Genomic DNA, 15,732 nt, shown 5'->3' with positions numbered 1-15,732 from the left:
TGGGGCCGCATTCTAACGCGCCGTCCGCCGCGCTCTTGCGTGTGAGCGCCTTATTCCTTCCCGTCAGGCGAGCGCGGCCACCAGCGCGTCCACTTCTGCCCGGCGCGGCATGGACGGCGCCGCACCCCGCCGCCCGACCGAGATCGACGCTGCTGCATTGGCCAGCCGCAAGGCGTCCTCCAGCCCGATGCCCTGATCGACACAGGCCGCCACAACGCCGCAGAAGCAGTCTCCCGCGCCGCTGGTGTCCACCACCGTTTCCGCACGGATGGCCGGGGCGAAAATCGCCCGGTCGGCCCAGACCGCAGCCGATCCGATCGCGCCCAGCGTCACTACCACCGCCTGATCGGGCCGGGTCAGCAACCGGCGCGAGACGAGAAGGTCGTCCAGGCCCTCTGGCTCCCGGTCGAGGCCGAGGTAATCGGCAAATTCGGTCTGGTTGAAGATCAGCATGTCGCACAAGTCGAACAGCCGCGAACCCGGCAGGATGGCCGGGGCGGCGTTGAGGATCTTGCGCACCGGTGCCGCCGCCTCGCTGGCCAGCAGCGCGGCGATTTCGTCGATATCGGTTTCCAGCTGGACCAGCAGCACCCGCGTTTCGGCGTCGAGCGCCGCCAGCGCCACCGCAGCGCGCGCCGAGAGATTGGCGGCCGCTTCTACCGCGATGATGTTGTCGCCGCCCGGCTCGATCAGGATCGTCGCCCGCCCGCTGCCGCGGCCTTCGAGTACTTCGACATGCGCGGTGTCGACGCCCTCGGCCTCCAGCGCATCGCGCAGCATCACGCCTGCCGCATCGCCGCCGACAGCGCCCGCCATGTGCGTGGCCGAACCGAAGCGCGCAGCCGCTACCGCTTGGTTCAGGCCCTTGCCGCCCACCGCCTGCTCACCCTCATTCACCAGCAGGGTCTGCCCCCATGCGGCACGGACCGGCAGGCGCAGGGCGATGTCGAGATTGAGGGAACCGAAAACACTGACGCTCATACCATACCCCTGAACAACCCCGCTTTTGATAAAGCCGGCACCGGCTCAAGGACTGTCCCCCTTGACCCGGTTCCGGTGCATTTCGCGGATATGGCGAGTGTCGTCGAACAAAGCGCCGGTGCGCAAGATGCAACATGCCTCGACCGATGATCTCGGTGCCGAATCCCACTTCGAGCGAAGTGAGGTCCGGCACCTTGTTCCGATTACTTGAACAAATCCTGCAACTTTATCCCAGTTATTTGGAATGCCGAACAAGCCTATCCATGGCTCACGGCGCAGCTTGAGGGCCGAGACACCGGACCACCGCGCAGGAGCAATGACATGACCCGCCTTATCGAACCCTTCAACGAACGTGCCCGCGCGCTTGCAGGGTTTGCGCAACCGGTGATTGTCGCCCTGGGTACGGCGGGTCTGACCGGCGGCGCGATGGCCGCCATGGGCCTTGTCGCTGACCACGCCTGGCGCCGGCACAAACTCCACGTCAACTGATCGCGCCGAGTACCGGGCCGGAATGGAATGAAGGGCGGGATGCAAATCCCGCCCTTCGCCGCTTCAGAAGCGTTCGGAAACCAGTTCCTCGCTCTTGGCCCAGAGCGCCTGCGCGCGGTCCGCGTCCAGCGCATAGGGGCGCACGCCGGCACGAATGCCTTCGCTGTCCTGGAACTCGGCGACGTGGCAATCCTCGCAGTAGCGCCCGCCGATGGCTTCGGCGTCGGCAACCACGGCCGCCCATACCGACGTCGCCGCGCCCTGGGGTATCGACTTGTAGGCGAAGGGCGGCAGTCCGGCAGCAGCCTGAGTGGCGTTGAGCGAGGCGATCAGCGCTTCCTCGTCGGCCTCTGACATGTGCCGGCTCAGTTCGGTGCGGATGCCGCCCGGATGGACCGCCGCCGCGCGCACGCCGCGATCCCGGTGGCGCCGGTCGAACTCCACGGCGAATAGCACGTTTGCGGTCTTGGAACGGCCATAGCCGATCCACGGATCGTAGGCGGTCTGCTCGAAACCGGGGTCGGTGAGGTCGACGTCGGAAAACCGGTGCCCGGCGGACGAAAGGTTCACCAGCCGCCCATTCTCGCGGATCAGCCCGGCAATGCGGTTCACCAGCACGAAGTGGCCCAGGTGATTGGTGCCGAACTGGGTTTCGAAACCGTCAGCGGTGCGGCCCAGCGGCGGCGCCATCACGCCGGCATTGGCGATCACGATGTCGAAAGGCGTACCGTCGGCCACCAGCGCATCCGCGCAGGCCCGCACGCTGGCGAGCGAGGCGAGGTCCAGTTCGACAAGATCGAAGCTGCCGCCGCCCTGCTCGGCCGCCTCGCGCACGCCCGCCGTCGCCTGCGTAGTCTTGCCCAGGTCGCGGGCGGCGCCCACCACGTTTGCGCCGTGCGCCGCAAGCACGCGGCAGGTCTCCACCCCCAGCCCGGCGGAGGCGCCGGTCACGAGTATGCGCTTGCCGCCAAGGTCGACGCCGGCAAGCACGTCATCCGTCGTCGAGGTAGCGCCGAAAGTACTGGTCATGTCCATCTCCTGATAGGCAATATATGTCCGGGCGCGGCTTTGCGGCCCTGCCCCGCATATGGCCGGAGCGCGCCTGATCCCGGTGCCCGATCGTATCAACGCCTTGCCTGATCCTATCAGCCCGCTTGAAACGAAGGCGGCGCGGTGCGATCTTGCCGCCATGCAGGAATTGCTCGAACGCATGGCCGCCCGGGTCCGCCGCCACACCGATGGACTGCGCCTGGAAACGCCGGTCCCCCGCCTGGGCCTGGGCGTTTCCAGCCAAAGCAGCACGCCGGTAAGCACGGTTTACGAGCCGATGATCTGCCTTGTGCTGCAAGGCGCCAAGCAGGTGATGATCGGGGACCGCGTCCTGCGCTATGACGCCGCCAGCTGTTTCGTTACGTCGCTCGAACTGCCGGCCACCGGCTGCGTGATGGAAGCCTCCGACGCGCAGCCCTATGTCGTCACCAGCCTCGCGCTGGAACGCACGGTGCTGTCCGACCTGCTCGCACAGCTGCCCTCGGCGCCGCCAACGCCCCCGGCGGCAGGCTTCGGGGTGGCGCCGGTGACCAGCGAACTGCTCGACGCCTGGGACCAGCTGCTTGCCCTGCTCGATACCCCGGCGGACATTCCCATCCTTGGTCCCGCGCGCGAACGGGAAGTGCTGTACCGCCTGCTGCAGGGCAACCACGGGCCGATGCTGCGGCAGGTGGGCCGCGAGGACAGCCGCCTGTCGCGCATCCGCCGGGCGATAGAGTGTATCCGCCGCCAGTTCGACCAGCCGCTCCCCACCGGGGATCTTGCCGGGATCGCGGGCATGAGCATCCCCTCGTTCCACCGCCACTTCAAGGCCGTAACCGGCATGAGTCCGCTGCAATATCAGAAGACGCTGCGCCTTCAGGCGGCGCGCCGGCTGCTGGCGACCAGCCACGATGCCGCCCGCACCGCCTTCGCCGTGGGCTATGAGAGCGCCTCGCAGTTCAGCCGCGAATATGCCCGGCAGTTCGGCGCCCCGCCTTCGCGCGATGCGGCGCGGATGAACGGCATCCCCGACGAAGTGCTCGGCTCGATCTGAACCCTTGCGGTCTTTTCACAAATGCGAAAGGGCCGCCACCTTGCGGCGACGGCCCTTTCCTCAACAGTTTTCGCGCTAGGCTCAGAAGGCGTAGCCGACCGAGAAGATCGCCTGGCGCGGCGGGATGTAGGTGTCGGACACCTGCCCGCTGCCGTAAGGGTCGGTGAAGCGTGAATTGACGCCGTCCTTGTTGAACAGGTTCGTCACCGTCGCCGATATGCTGAGACCAGTTTCACCAAGCGCGTAGCTCGCGAAGAGGTTCACTTGCGAGTAGTCCGGCGTATCGTCCTGCACCGGAACGGCGAAGGCGCGCGAATTGAACTTGCCGCGATAGATGTACTGCGCGCGGGCCGTGAATTCGCCAGGGCCGACCTGCCCGGTCCACGAAACCGCCGCCGAACCCTGCACGGTGGGCATCTGCGGAAGCTTGTTGCCCTTGATGTTCACCCGCGCGCTTTCGCGTGCCAGCGAGGCTCCGAAGAAGTTGGTGTAGAACAGGTTGCCGGCATAACCGGCCGCTGCCTGGGCCGCGTCCGCCGCCGTCGGGTCGAGCGCCAGGTAATCCCCGGTGAACTTGCTGTGGAGCAGCGACAGCGACCCTTCGAAGCGCAAGTGCGAAGTGGCCTTCCAGTCCATCTCAAGCTCGGCGCCGTAGACTTCGGCCTTGGGTCCGTTGCTGATTCCTTCGGAATAAAGGATCGCATCGTCTTCAAGGAACTGCAGGTTCTTGTAGAAATAGTAGAATGCCGAAGCGTTGATCTGCAACGTGTTGTTCAAAAAGCGGTTCTTCGAGCCTACCTCGATCGAGTCCAGGGTTTCCGGCTTGAAGGTCGGCTTGGTACCGTTCTCGAACCCGAAGACCGTGAACGAGCTGTTGCCCTGCGCTGCCGAGCTGTTGATGCCGCCCGGCTTGAAGCCGCGCGTGAAGCTGGCATAGACCATGTTTTCCGGCGTCAGGTCATAGTCCAGCGCGAACTTGCCGGTCATGCGCTGGGTGGTGGTGCCGACGCCGGGCGTGGGCTGAAGGAAAGCGCCCGAGGTATTGCTGGTCGAGCCGCCCGAGAGGCTGTCGCTTACGCCCGAATACTTGTCGTGGTTGTACCGGATGCCGGCCGTGACGGTCAGCTTGTCGGTCAGTTCGTAGCTGCCCTGAGCATACCCCGCGTAAGCCTCGCGGGTGATGGACGAGAGCTCGGCATAAGTCAGACGGGAAACCAGCGGGTCGTTGTACGCAGCGTTGTCCGGCAGCGGCGCATCAAGCCCGTCACCGATCCGCGAGCGATATTCGTTGATGTAGCTCTGGTTCTTGGAATGCAGGTAGACCGCGCCGACGATCCAGCGGAACGGCCCATCGTTGTTTGACGCCAGGTTGTATTCCTGGGTCCACGATGTGGTATTCTGTTCCCACAGCGCGGTATGGTCGTACCGCACGCCGGTGCCGGGCTGAATGCCTTCGGTGAGGGCAAAGAACAGGTCGGTGTTCAGCCCGTCGCTGTCCCATGACAGCTTGCTGTGCAGCTTCTGATAGCTGGTGATGGAGTTGAACGTCGCCGCGCCCAAGTCGAACTTGACGACGCCGTAATAGAGCTCGGTGCGGATATAGGTCTTGCCCGGATAATCCTGCGTCAGCCTGCGCGGGTCGGGATCGGGGTCGAGAATATTCTTCTGCGCCGTGGCATTTGCGTCGCCCTTGTACTGGATGGTGCTCAGCAGCACCGAGACCCGGTCGCTGGGCTGCCACTTGACCGCCAGCTTGCCGCCCCAGTCGTTGGCGTTGTCCAGTTCGTACCCAGGATCGCCCGCAACCGATGTCGCCTTGGCATAGCCATCGTGGCGGTAACGCTGGACGGCACCGCGCACCGCGATCGTCTCGCCGATCGGAACGTTAAGCGCGGCATCGGCCTTGAGCAGGTTGTAATTGCCGTAACCGACATTGGCCGAGCCCGACAGCACGCCCGGTTCAGGCTGCTTGGAGACGACGTTGATGGTGCCGCCGGTCGAACCCTGGCCGTACATCGTACCCTGAGGGCCGCGCAGGACTTCCACTTGCGACACGTCGATGAAGGCGGCGTTGGCGGCGATCGAGTTGAAGATGTAGACGCCGTCGATGTGGAACGAGACACCGGGCTGGGTATTCGGGTTCTCGGGCGTTGCCGTACCGATTCCACGGATCGAGATATTGCGCTCGCCGCCGCCGCTCTTGGCGATCACCAGACCCGGAACGCTGCCGTTGAGGCCGGTGATCTCGGTGATGTTCGCTTTCTTGAGCGTGTCGTCGGTGACGGCGGAAACCGAAAGGGATGCCTTCTGCAAAGTGATGTTGGTGCGTTCGGCGGAAACGACGATCTCCTGAAGGCCGCCGCTTGAACCACTGCCGCCGGAACCGTCGGCCGCTGCATCTGCCGCTTCGGCTTCAGCTGCCGCTCCAGCCTCTTCCGCCCAGGCATGGGCAGGGCACGTCGCGGCAAGCAGCGCCAGGACGGAGACACCCGTGGATTTCATCAATCGAGTTCTCGTGATCACAATAACCCCCCATCGTTGGAGGCGCACCGCAATGGATGCGCGCGTTTCCACCGCCCTTCAGATTCTGAATATCCTCTTCCCGGCTGGATCGTCCGGATTGATGCCCGGCCTTCATGCAAGGCGCCGGCAAAGCCCGCCAGCACCTGCAATCCCGCGCTGCGATGTTCCTGTGCACCACCGCAGCCAGCCTGCACTACTTCCCTGATTTTTATTGTTTAACTGGCATGGTTATCTTCCATGCGCCTGGAACTGCTCGTGTACTGATACTTCGGGTCGGGCAAGACTGTTAGTTCAGCATCACCGCGCCTTGTACATCCAGCTTCGGCGATTTCCGGCGCGGCGCAAGCAGCAAGTGCCTGCGTGCGCTCGCGATCAAATGGCGGGGCACCTTGCGCAAAGAAACCGTCATACTCGGACTGCTCCGGCCTGCGGCCACAGAAGCGCCCGGTGCCGGGATGCTCGAACGCGGCGGCAGCGGCCAGCACGGTCGTATCGGAGGAGTCCATGTACTTCCTGGCCATCGACGCGCAGACTGGGGCCCAGATCAGAGGGCCATCCGGCCGGGTATCACTAAGACGCCCGGATCGAGAAAGGCCGTCACAGATGGGCGTAACTACGTGAACGGCAAGCGCTGCCCAACATGTAACCCGGCCCGCCGGCACTGCGCTTATTGCGTCCTCTTGCGGGATTTACTGCGCTTTCAGACAGCTTGCAGATGATATCGTTTACATGTATTGATTCGTTCAAGCGCTGAAGCCCCCCTTGTGGGGCCTGACGGCGAAGCGGGTGCACTCTCCTCCCTCTGCACCTGCCGACGCCACGGCGCCGAGCCTTCTCGGGTCGCACCGCAGAAGACAAAAGAAACCCCGGGGGCTATCCGCAACCCCCGGGGTTTCATCGCTTTGTCCGGGGACTGCGGTCAGGCAAGGCCCATCCGGCTGAAATCGGGTATCATGTCATCATTGCCGCTGACGAAGTCGTCGAAGGCATGTTCGGTTACGCGGATGATGTGCCGGTCGATAAAGGGCGCGCCTTCCGCTGCGCCAACTTCGGGATGCTTGAGCGCGCACTCCCATTCAAGCACCGCCCAGCCGGCGAAATCGTATTGCGCCATCTTCGAGAAGATCTGCGTGAAGTCCACCTGCCCATCGCCTAGTGAGCGGAACCGCCCCGGACGGTCGACCCACCCCTGATAACCGCCGTAGACGCCGGATTTGGGCGACATGCGAAACTCTGCATCCTTGACGTGGAAGCACTTGATCCGCTCATGATAGATGTCGATGAAACCCAGGTAATCGAGCTGCTGCAGCACGAAGTGGCTGGGATCATAGAGGATATTGGCGCGCGGGTGGTTGCCGGTGGCTTCCAGGAAGCGTTCGAAGGTGACGCCGTCGTGCAGATCTTCGCCGGGGTGCAGTTCAAAGCCGATATCGACACCGGCTTCGTCGAAGCGGTCCAGGATCGGGCGCCAACGCCGTGCCAGCTCCGCGAAAGCCTCGTCCACCAGCTGCGCCGGGCGCTGCGGCCAGGCGTAGAAATAGGGCCATGCTAGCGCGCCCGAGAAACTGGCGTGAGTGGTCAGGCCCAGCCGCTGGCTGGCGCGCGCCGCCATTTCCAACTGGCTCACCGCCCACTGCTGGCGCGCGCCGGGGTTGCCGCGCACATGCTCCGGCGCGAAGGCATCGAACGCGGCGTCATAGGCCGGGTGCACAGCAACAAGCTGGCCCTGGATGTGAGTGGAAAGCTCGGTCAGCTCCAGCCCGTGAGCGGCCAGCGTGCCCAGCACTTCGTCGCAGTAATCCTGGCTTTCCGCCGCCTTTTCAAGGTCGATCAACCGGCTGTCGTTGCTGGGTATCTGCAGGCCCTTGTAGCCCAGTCCCGCTGCCCATTCCGCGATCGAATCGAGCGAATTGAAAGGCGCATCATCGCCCACGAACTGGGCGAGGAAGATGCCCGGACCCTTGATCGTCTTCATTTGCGAAAATCCTTCTTTCAAACCTTGAGATCGACCCAGCCGCTTTCGTCGCGGCTGGCGGCCACGGCGGCGGCAACCAGCGCCATGCCGCGCAGGCCATCCTCGATGCCCGGCACCAGTGAGCCGCCCTCTCCGCGCAGGTCCCGCGCGAAATCGCGGTAGAGATTGGCCAGCGCTTCCAGCAGCCCCTCCGGATGACCGCCCGGCAGACGTGTGCCGCGCATGGCGACGGCGGACAGCCCCGGATCGCCGGCGCGCACCACTTCCATGCCGCCTTCACTCTTCAGCCATTCGAAGCGGTTGGGGTTTTCCTGGCTCCAGCGCAGGGCGCCGGTTTCGCCGTAGATGCGGATGGCAAGGTCGTTGCCCTCACCCGTCATCACTTGCGAGGCCGAGAGCAACCCCCGCGCGCCGCCTTCGAAGCGCAGGAACATCTGGCAATCATCGTCGAGCGCGCGGCCCGGCACCACGGTGCCAAGGTCGGGATTGATGCGGCTGACGCGCAGTCCGGTGACGAATTCGGCTAGATGGAAGGCGTGGACGCCAATGTCGGCGATGCAGCCGCCCTCACCCGAACGCGCCGGGTCCAGCCGCCATTCGGCCTGCTTGCCCTCTGCCGCTCCGGCCAGCCAGCCCTGGTTGTATTCCACCACGACCTTGCGCACCGCGCCGATCGCGCCTGCGGCAATGCGTTCGCGCATTTCGCGCACCAGCGGGTAGCCGGAATAAGTATACGTCAGCGCGTAAGGCACCGGGTTGGCAGCGAGCGCGGCCGCCAGTTCACGCGCCTGTTCCAGCGTCGCGGTCATCGGCTTGTCGCTGATCACCGCGATCCCGGCGCGCATCGCGGCACAGGCGGCGGGCAAGTGATGAAAGTTGGGCGTGGCGATGGTGACGAACTGGATGCCGTCGGCGCGGGCCGCCTCGGCTTCCAGCATGGCCTCGATCGAGGGATAGGCGCGTTCCGGCGCGATGCCGTAGCCGCGCCCGGCCTCTGCGCTGCGCTGCGCATCTCGGCTGAAGGCGCCCGCGACAAGCGCGATCTCGCCGTCCAGTTCGGCAGCGATACGGTGTACCGGCCCGATGAATGAGCCGGGCCCGCCACCGACGAGGCCCATGCGGATACGATCAGCCATGGATATACGTCCTTTCAGGGTCGATTCGGCAGGTTGCTGCTGCCCCAATGAAAACGATAACAGCCCATTGATAGCCAGAAACCCGCCATTTGGGCAAGCCTGCGCCGAGGGCATCTTGACAAGCTGCGAGGATTGAGGCTTTTTTAAAAAGAAAAGGTTTACATTGGCGTGGCACGGGTCGACCCTGTCGCTTCGCTTCAGGCAGGAAATCCGTCAAATGCTTTCGTTCGGTGTCGATCTCATCACGTTCTTTCATCCCGGATTCTGGGGGATGACGAGTGAAGACGAGGTGGTCGCCTTCGGCAATGCCCAGCCGCGCCCATTCTGGGATCGGATGCTGGATACGCTGGAGCAGAGCGGCGTCACCGGTATCGAGATGACCTTCGCTCCCTTCGGCGCGGACGGCCTGATCGCCGCCTACGGATCGCATGAAGCCGCCAAGGCCGAATTGGACCGCCGGGGGCTGGCCATCGCCAGCGGTTTCTTCGCCGACATCGCCATCGAGGGCGGCCCCAATGGCGGCTGGGCCGAGCCCGAAACCGAGGCCCGCTGGCTCGCCAAGGGTGAGGAACTGGCCAAGGCCCTTGCCGGGTGGGGCGCCGACGTCATGGTCATCGGCCTGCCGATGCGGACCAGCTGGGATGCCCAGCCTCCGGTCTTCGTCGGCCTAGACCTGGCGCAGAAGGCGGCGGACTTCGCCAACAGGCTGGGCGCGGTGACGCTGCGCCACGGCGTGCGACTGGCGCTCCACACCGAGGCGCATTCGATGTTCTGCCAGCCGCGCGATATCGACCTGCTGCTGCTGCTGACCGACCCGGTCTATGTCGGATTCTGTCCCGATAGCGCCCATATCCTGCTTTCCGGCGGCGATCCGGCGGCCATCGTCGCGCGCCATGCCGAGCGCGTGGTCATCGCCCACTGGAAGGACGCCACCGGCCCCATGCCGATCAACATCCCCATCGATCACGCCATCCACCACGCCCACCGCGCCTATTTCTGCGCGATCGGCGATGGCAAGGTGGACTTCGACGCATGGGCGGAGTTGATGGTGCGCCGCACCAGCCAGAACTGGGCCATCCTGGAGATCGACGCCGTGCCGGACCCGCTTACCGAGACTCGCAAGTCGCTGGAATTCGCGCGCGCCGTGCTCGAACGCCTGACCCCTTCGCGCGTCGGCTGCCCGGCATGAGCGGCAGCCTGAACGGCAGCGCCCTGACCTGGCGCGAAAAGCTCAGCTATGCGCTGGGCAATTTCGGGATCAACCTGCCGTTCGGCATGACCAATGCCTACCTGCTCTATTTCTATACCGACATCTACGGCGTCAGCGCCGGCACCGTTGCCTCGCTATTCCTGATCGCGCGCTGCGTCGATGCGATTTTCGACCCGATGATGGGCCTGCTGATCGACCGCACCGAAACGCGCTGGGGCAAGCATCGTCCGTTCCTGCTATGGCTGGCCGTGCCTTTCGCAGTATGCGGCGCCATCGTGTTCTGGGCGCCGCCGCTGCAAGGCTGGGAGAAGATCGCCTTCATCTTCGTCAGCTACACGCTGATGGGCATCCTCTATTCCGCCGTCAGCCTGCCGCTGAATTCGATGCTGCCCACGCTGACCCGCGATCCGCGCCAGCGCAACACCATCAACGCCCTGCGCGAAGTGATCGGATCATCCGCCACCGTCGGCATCGGCTATGCCGCGCTCCCGCTCATCAAGGCATTCAGCAATGGCGACGAGGCACATGGCTTCCTCGTTCTCGCCGCGATCACGGGCGTCATCACGCTGGTGTGCATGCTCAATGCCTTCGCCAATACACGCGAACGGGTGGAGGTGGACGCCAGCGTCGCCAAACTGACCACCGCACAGTCGCTTGAGGCCACTAAGGGCAACTGGCCGTGGATCGCGACGATGCTGGTGAACTTCTTTTTCTGGATCGGCTTTACCGGCCACATCCAGTCCTTCGTATATTTTGCGAACAACGTGCTGGGCGATGCCGAATTCACCTCCACCCTGATGCTGACGATGCTGGCGGTGCTGATCGGTACGGCGCTGGCGGGCGTATGCGCCAATGCCATCGGCAAGCGCATGACCGGCGCCATCGGCGCAGGCGTGGCCACGCTGTTCACCGCGCTGATGCCGCTGTCCGACAGCCACGCATGGCTGATTACCGCCAATGTCGTCGCCTATATGGGTCAGGGCCTGATCGGCGGCCTGCTGTTCTCGCTGATGGCCGATGCGGTCGACTACGGCGCATGGCGCTCGGGCTTCAGGGCGCAGGGCTTCCTGTTCGCCGCCTCCAGCTTCGGCGTGAAGCTGGGCATGAGCGTGGGCGGTGCGGCCGGTGCGTGGTTCCTTAGCCTTGCCGCCTACGACGCCAAGGCCGCTGCCACGCCCGCCGTGGTCACAGCCGTGATGGCTGGCCACGTCTGGCTGCCCGCCGCCAGTTATGTGGCCATGGGCCTGTCGCTTCTGCTGTTCCGCTTTGCCCCCGCCTATACGCGCGGCGATGCTGCTCCCGCCTGATCGAGACCCGAAATGCGCACCCAGTTCGACTACATCATCGTTGGCGCCGGTTCGGCCGGATGCGTCCTTGCCGAGCGCCTCAGCGCCGACGGCAGCAAACAGGTGCTGCTGCTCGAAGCAGGCGGCCGCAACGACGAATTCATGGTCCGCATGCCGCGCGGCATGGTCAAGATCTGGACCAAGCCCAAGTGGTACTGGCCCTTCCCGGCCGAGCAGCAGGGGGAACGTCCCGCCGGCGAAACCTGGTACTACGGCAAGGGGCTGGGCGGATCGAGCGCGGTCAACGGCACCTGGTATTTCCGCGGCCAGCCGCGCGATTTCGATGCCTGGGAAGCGCTGGGCAACAAGGGCTGGAACTGGTCCGAGATAGAGCGCTGCTACCGCGAACTCGAAGACTTCCGGGGAACCGGCTACGGCCAGCGCGGCAAGGGCGGCCCGATGCAGGTCACCGAAGTGCCCAAGGGCGACGCCGTGCTGACCGGCGCCATTCTGGAAGCCGCGCGCGAGGCGGGCATTCCCGTCCACCCCGACGTCAACACGCCTGGCACCCAGGTCGCCGGGCGGACCCAACAGACCGTCGATGCGCGCGGCAACCGCGTCACCGCCTATACCGCCTTCCTCAAGCAGGCGCAAAAGCGGGCCAACCTGACGATCCTGACGGGCGCGCTGGTCCGCCGTGTAACGTTCGAGGGCAAGCAGGCCACCGGCGTCCTCGTCGATATGGGCGGCCGCGACGTGACGTTCACCGCGCCGCGCACCATCCTGTCGGCAGGCGTGTTGCAAAGCCCCAAGCTGCTGCAGCTTTCCGGCATCGGCCCCGGCGAAGTCCTGCGCCGCCACGGCATCGAGGTGGTCCACGAAAACCCGCACGTCGGCCGCCACATGAACGAGCACATGATGGTCGCGCTGTCATGGCGGCTCAAGAAAGCGCGCGGCCTCAATCATGAATTCCGGGGCTGGCGCGCCTATATGCACGGGCTGCGCTACATGCTGGGCGGCAAGGGCCTGATGGCCTCCCTGCTGCCGGAAGTCTCGGTCATGGCCTCGATCGAGGCTGACAAGGACTGGCCGGACCTCCAGATCGGCATATCGCCCTATTCCATGGCCCAATCGGAAGACGACAAGCCCGAGGCCGGGCGCGGCCAGACGGAAAGCGTACCCGGCATCACCGCCACCGCATTCTGCCTTCGCCCGAACAGCCACGGCTATGTCGAGATCGCCTCGACCGACCCTGCCGTATCGCCGCGACTGGTGCCGCAGTGGTTCTCCGTCCCCGAAGACCGCGTGACCATCCAGCGCGCCATCCGCAAGGTGCGCGAAGTCATGGCCCAGCCCGCCCTCGCGCCCTACGTGGGCGAGGAAACCGCGCCCGGCCCCGCAGTGCAAAGTGACGAGGAAATCCAGCAGGCCGCCAACTGGATGATCTCCACGGGCCTGCACGGCACCGGCACCTGCCGCATGGGGCCGGATGCGGCGGCCAACGTCGTAGACGGGGGGCTCCGCGTCCACGGCGTAAGCGGACTTTACGTGGCGGATTGCTCGGCGATGCCTACCGCGATCTCGGGCAATACCAACGGGCCGGCCATGGCCTTCGCCTGGCGCGCGGCGGAAGTGATCGCGGGCGAGCGCTGACCGAAAGGGGCGGTGCGCCCGACGAACCGCGCGCACCCCACAACGAATTGCACTTCATGCAACACCCGCGCTTGCCGCAAGCCGATCGCAAATGTAACGTTTACATCATATGGCGAACATCAAGGACATCGCCCGCGTCGCGGGTGTTTCGGTAGCAACGGTATCGCGCGCGCTGAGCACGCCTTCGCTGGTGCGCCCTGCCACCATCGAGCGGATCGAGGCGGCCATCGCCGACCTCAACTACGAACCCAACCACCTCGCCGCCGGCCTGCGCCGCCAGCGTAGCGACAACGTCATCGTCGCCGTTCCCAGCATCTTCAACCCGTTCACCTCCGCCTTCGTCGAGGGCATCGAGAACGTGGCGCGGGCGAACAAGATGCGCGTGCTGCTGGGCATTACAGAGGGCGATATCGACACCCTCAACAAATACGTCTCGATGATCGCGGGCAAGCAGGCCGACGGCATGATCCTGCTGGAAAAGTCCTTGCCCGATATCGTCCGCAATCCTCCCACCAAAAGCAAGATGCCCCCGCTGGTCGCGGCCTGCGAATATCCGCCGGACATCACCCTGCCCCGCGTGCGCACCGACGATCATGAGGCCAGCGCGCTGGTCGTGGGGCACCTTGCGGAACTGGGCCATACCCGCATCGCCGCGATCACCGGTCCGCTTGACCAGTTCATGTCGAAGGACCGCCTCTCCGGCTACAAGCTGGGCCTGCTGCGGGCACGCATCGAGGTGGACGAGGCGATCATCGCCACCGGCGATTTCTCGCTCCAGTCGGGCTACGACGCGATGCTGCGATTGCTGGACGCCGACCCGCAGTTCACCGCCGTCACCTGTGCCAACGATGAAATGGCGCTGGGTGCGCTCAGCGCGCTGCAACAGCGCGGCATCAGCGTTCCGGACGAAATGTCCGTCACCGGTTTCGATGATTTGCGCTTCGGCGCCTTCTCCAGCCCGCCGCTCACCACCGTCCACATTCCGACGGTGGAGATCGGCGAGGCGGCGATGCGGCTGATGCTGGATTCGCTGCTCCAGCCGGATCAGGTCAGTGCCTCGCGCGAGGTGATCCTGCCGCACCGCCTGATCGTGCGCAAGTCCACCGCCGCCCCGAAAAAGCGGCGCAAGGCCTAGGCCGAAGGGCGCGCCAAGCCGAGCCGTTCTTCAACCTCGCGCGCGACCGCCACAAGCCGCCGGTCGGCATAACGCGGCGCGATCAGCGACACGCCGATGGGCATCCCGCCCTCTCCCTGCGCCAGCGGCAGGTTGACGACAGGCGCGTGTAGCAGCGTCCAGGGCTGGTTGAACTTCGGCTCCCCCGGCGACCGGCCCCGCGGCGCGATGCCCGGCGCACTGGGCGCCAGCACTGCATCCAGCCCCGTAATCGCGCGCTCAAACCCCGTCCGCGCGGCAGCGGCACGGTCATGAGCTTCGCGCAGGCGCGCGTCGGGATAGCTGGCGAGCGCATCGACGCGCAGGTGGAAGTCGGCATGGAGCAGGTCCGGCCGCGATCGGGCGAGGCTGAGGAACGCTGCGGCCCCTTCGCGGAACAGGATCGCGCGGTGATCGTGGTTGAGATGTTCGAATTCAGGCAGCGCGTCGATATCGACCATCACCACCCCGGCCCCCGCCATCGCGGCGGCCACGCCGTCGAACGCGGCCTTGCCGCCCGGCGTCATCTCATCCCACCACGGCGTACGGAAAACGCCGATGCGCAAGGGCTGCGGCCCGAGCGGCGGCGCCTCGGCCAGCCCGAAAACCGCGCAGACCCGGTCGCACAAGTCCAGGTCGCGGGTGTACCAGCCTACGGTGTCCAGACTGTTGGCGTACATCTTCACCCCTTCGCGGCTGACAAGGCCCCAAGTCGGCTTGAAGCCGTGAATACCGCAGAAGCTGGCGGGGCGGATGGTCGATCCGCCGGTCTGCGTTGCCAGCGCCAGCGGCACATGCCCATCCGCTACCGCCGCCGCCGAACCGGCTGAGGAACCGCCCGGCGTTCGCGTGAAGTCATGAGGATTGGCGCTGACGGCATTGCGCCCGGCTGCGGCGAATTCAGTGGTGTCGGTCTTGCCCAGAATCACCGCACCTGCCGCGCGCAAGGTAGCGACGCAGCCCGCATCCTCGGATGGCACGAAGCCTGTGAACAGCGGCGAATTATGCGTCAGTGGCATTCCGGCGACGGCGATGACGTCCTTAACCCCTACACAAACCCCCGCTAACGGCCCATTAGCGCCGCCTTGCGCATCCAGAGCCTGCGCGGCCGCCAGCGCGCCGACGTCATCGACATGAAGCCACGCCCGCACCCGTGCATCGCGCGCGGAGATGCGCCGCAATGCAGCATGGACATTCGCGGTGGCGGAGGAGTAGGCGCTCTGGACCATGAATCAACGAA

Annotated in this window: 14 protein-coding genes; 6 read left to right on the top strand and 8 right to left on the bottom strand. The window is 65.3% G+C overall.

Annotated elements, in window-relative coordinates; genetic code table 11:
- Window positions 1-63: 63 nt before the first annotated feature.
- Window positions 64-981: a ribokinase gene (locus TQ38_RS22415; RefSeq protein ID WP_043975473.1), complete on the bottom strand. Its 918-nt coding sequence runs from the start codon at window positions 979-981 to the stop codon at window positions 64-66.
- A gap of 321 nt (window positions 982-1,302) precedes the next feature.
- Between TQ38_RS22415 and TQ38_RS30135 the strand changes: the two genes are divergently transcribed.
- Window positions 1,303-1,470 carry a hypothetical protein gene (locus TQ38_RS30135; RefSeq protein WP_162792352.1) on the top strand — a complete coding sequence of 56 codons (168 nt, stop codon included), beginning with the start codon at window positions 1,303-1,305 and terminating at the stop codon, window positions 1,468-1,470.
- 63 nt (window positions 1,471-1,533) lie between these two features.
- Here TQ38_RS30135 and TQ38_RS22405 read toward each other — a convergent pair whose 3' ends face one another.
- Window positions 1,534-2,499: an SDR family NAD(P)-dependent oxidoreductase gene (locus tag TQ38_RS22405; protein ID WP_043975596.1), complete on the bottom strand. Its 966-nt coding sequence runs from the start codon at window positions 2,497-2,499 to the stop codon at window positions 1,534-1,536.
- A 58-nt stretch (window positions 2,500-2,557) separates the two neighbouring features.
- On the opposite strand from TQ38_RS22405, the gene TQ38_RS22400 reads away from it, so the two are divergent.
- Entirely contained in the window at window positions 2,558-3,556 is a 999-nt protein-coding gene (locus tag TQ38_RS22400; protein WP_240198054.1) for an AraC family transcriptional regulator, read from the top strand.
- A gap of 81 nt (window positions 3,557-3,637) precedes the next feature.
- On the opposite strand, the gene TQ38_RS22395 is transcribed toward TQ38_RS22400, so the two are convergent.
- The 5 genes from TQ38_RS22395 to TQ38_RS30125 form a co-directional block, all read right to left on the bottom strand.
- On the bottom strand, window positions 3,638-6,058 hold the full coding sequence (locus TQ38_RS22395) for a TonB-dependent receptor (RefSeq protein ID WP_043975474.1): 2,421 nt from the start codon (window positions 6,056-6,058) through the stop codon (window positions 3,638-3,640).
- Window positions 6,059-6,294: 236 nt separating this feature from the next.
- Window positions 6,295-6,585, bottom strand: a complete 291-nt coding sequence (locus tag TQ38_RS30130; protein WP_162792351.1) for a hypothetical protein — start codon at window positions 6,583-6,585, stop codon at window positions 6,295-6,297.
- 413 nt (window positions 6,586-6,998) lie between these two features.
- The gene (locus TQ38_RS22390; RefSeq protein WP_043975475.1) at window positions 6,999-8,054 is read right to left on the bottom strand and encodes a sugar phosphate isomerase/epimerase; all 1,056 of its coding nucleotides are present in this window, start codon (window positions 8,052-8,054) and stop codon (window positions 6,999-7,001) included.
- 17 nt (window positions 8,055-8,071) lie between these two features.
- Entirely contained in the window at window positions 8,072-9,190 is a 1,119-nt protein-coding gene (locus TQ38_RS22385; RefSeq protein WP_043975476.1) for a Gfo/Idh/MocA family protein, read from the bottom strand.
- Entirely contained in the window at window positions 9,183-9,446 is a 264-nt protein-coding gene (locus TQ38_RS30125) for a hypothetical protein (protein WP_162792267.1), read from the bottom strand. Before TQ38_RS30125 ends, TQ38_RS22385 begins: the two co-directional genes overlap by 8 nt.
- A 15-nt stretch (window positions 9,447-9,461) precedes the next feature.
- Here TQ38_RS30125 and TQ38_RS22380 point away from each other — a divergent pair, with 15 nt between their 5' ends.
- The 4 genes from TQ38_RS22380 (at window position 9,462) to TQ38_RS22365 (ending at window position 14,474) form a co-directional block, all read left to right on the top strand.
- The gene (locus TQ38_RS22380) at window positions 9,462-10,379 is read left to right on the top strand and encodes a sugar phosphate isomerase/epimerase (protein ID WP_240198053.1); all 918 of its coding nucleotides are present in this window, start codon (window positions 9,462-9,464) and stop codon (window positions 10,377-10,379) included.
- Window positions 10,376-11,707, top strand: coding sequence for an MFS transporter (locus tag TQ38_RS22375; RefSeq protein ID WP_043975478.1), 1,332 nt, complete (start codon window positions 10,376-10,378; stop codon window positions 11,705-11,707). The genes TQ38_RS22380 and TQ38_RS22375 overlap by 4 nt, the downstream gene beginning before the upstream one ends.
- Before the next feature lie 12 nt (window positions 11,708-11,719).
- Entirely contained in the window at window positions 11,720-13,339 is a 1,620-nt protein-coding gene (locus TQ38_RS22370; protein ID WP_043975479.1) for a GMC family oxidoreductase, read from the top strand.
- 109 nt (window positions 13,340-13,448) lie between these two features.
- Window positions 13,449-14,474, top strand: coding sequence for a LacI family DNA-binding transcriptional regulator (locus TQ38_RS22365; protein WP_043975480.1), 1,026 nt, complete (start codon window positions 13,449-13,451; stop codon window positions 14,472-14,474).
- Here the strand turns inward: TQ38_RS22365 and TQ38_RS22360 are convergent.
- Window positions 14,471-15,721 (bottom strand): amidase, encoded by a 1,251-nt coding sequence (locus TQ38_RS22360; RefSeq protein ID WP_043975481.1) that lies wholly within the window; start codon window positions 15,719-15,721, stop codon window positions 14,471-14,473. The two genes, TQ38_RS22365 and TQ38_RS22360, sit on opposite strands and share 4 nt — an antisense overlap.
- Window positions 15,722-15,732: the final 11 nt, after the last annotated feature.

Origin of the sequence: Novosphingobium sp. P6W, assembly GCF_000876675.2 — a bacterium.
Lineage (GTDB): Bacteria > Pseudomonadota > Alphaproteobacteria > Sphingomonadales > Sphingomonadaceae > Novosphingobium.
Note: the sequence above shows the minus strand (reverse complement) of the source record. Positions and strands in the feature narration are given on the sequence as shown.

What these genes read in the sequence shown, in the direction of transcription:
- TQ38_RS22415 (WP_043975473.1), bottom strand. Translation starts at nt 981, where the DNA reads ATGAGCGTCAGTGTTTTCGGTTCCCTCAATCTCGACATCGCCCTGCGC.
- TQ38_RS30135 (WP_162792352.1), top strand. Translation starts at nt 1,303, where the DNA reads ATGACCCGCCTTATCGAACCCTTCAACGAACGTGCCCGCGCGCTTGCA.
- TQ38_RS22405 (WP_043975596.1), bottom strand. Translation starts at nt 2,499, where the DNA reads ATGACCAGTACTTTCGGCGCTACCTCGACGACGGATGACGTGCTTGCC.
- TQ38_RS22400 (WP_240198054.1), top strand. Translation starts at nt 2,558, where the DNA reads ATGGCCGGAGCGCGCCTGATCCCGGTGCCCGATCGTATCAACGCCTTG.
- TQ38_RS22395 (WP_043975474.1), bottom strand. Translation starts at nt 6,058, where the DNA reads ATGAAATCCACGGGTGTCTCCGTCCTGGCGCTGCTTGCCGCGACGTGC.
- TQ38_RS30130 (WP_162792351.1), bottom strand. Translation starts at nt 6,585, where the DNA reads ATGGACTCCTCCGATACGACCGTGCTGGCCGCTGCCGCCGCGTTCGAG.
- TQ38_RS22390 (WP_043975475.1), bottom strand. Translation starts at nt 8,054, where the DNA reads ATGAAGACGATCAAGGGTCCGGGCATCTTCCTCGCCCAGTTCGTGGGC.
- TQ38_RS22385 (WP_043975476.1), bottom strand. Translation starts at nt 9,190, where the DNA reads ATGGCTGATCGTATCCGCATGGGCCTCGTCGGTGGCGGGCCCGGCTCA.
- TQ38_RS30125 (WP_162792267.1), bottom strand. Translation starts at nt 9,446, where the DNA reads ATGAAAGAACGTGATGAGATCGACACCGAACGAAAGCATTTGACGGAT.
- TQ38_RS22380 (WP_240198053.1), top strand. Translation starts at nt 9,462, where the DNA reads ATGACGAGTGAAGACGAGGTGGTCGCCTTCGGCAATGCCCAGCCGCGC.
- TQ38_RS22375 (WP_043975478.1), top strand. Translation starts at nt 10,376, where the DNA reads ATGAGCGGCAGCCTGAACGGCAGCGCCCTGACCTGGCGCGAAAAGCTC.
- TQ38_RS22370 (WP_043975479.1), top strand. Translation starts at nt 11,720, where the DNA reads ATGCGCACCCAGTTCGACTACATCATCGTTGGCGCCGGTTCGGCCGGA.
- TQ38_RS22365 (WP_043975480.1), top strand. Translation starts at nt 13,449, where the DNA reads ATGGCGAACATCAAGGACATCGCCCGCGTCGCGGGTGTTTCGGTAGCA.
- TQ38_RS22360 (WP_043975481.1), bottom strand. Translation starts at nt 15,721, where the DNA reads ATGGTCCAGAGCGCCTACTCCTCCGCCACCGCGAATGTCCATGCTGCA.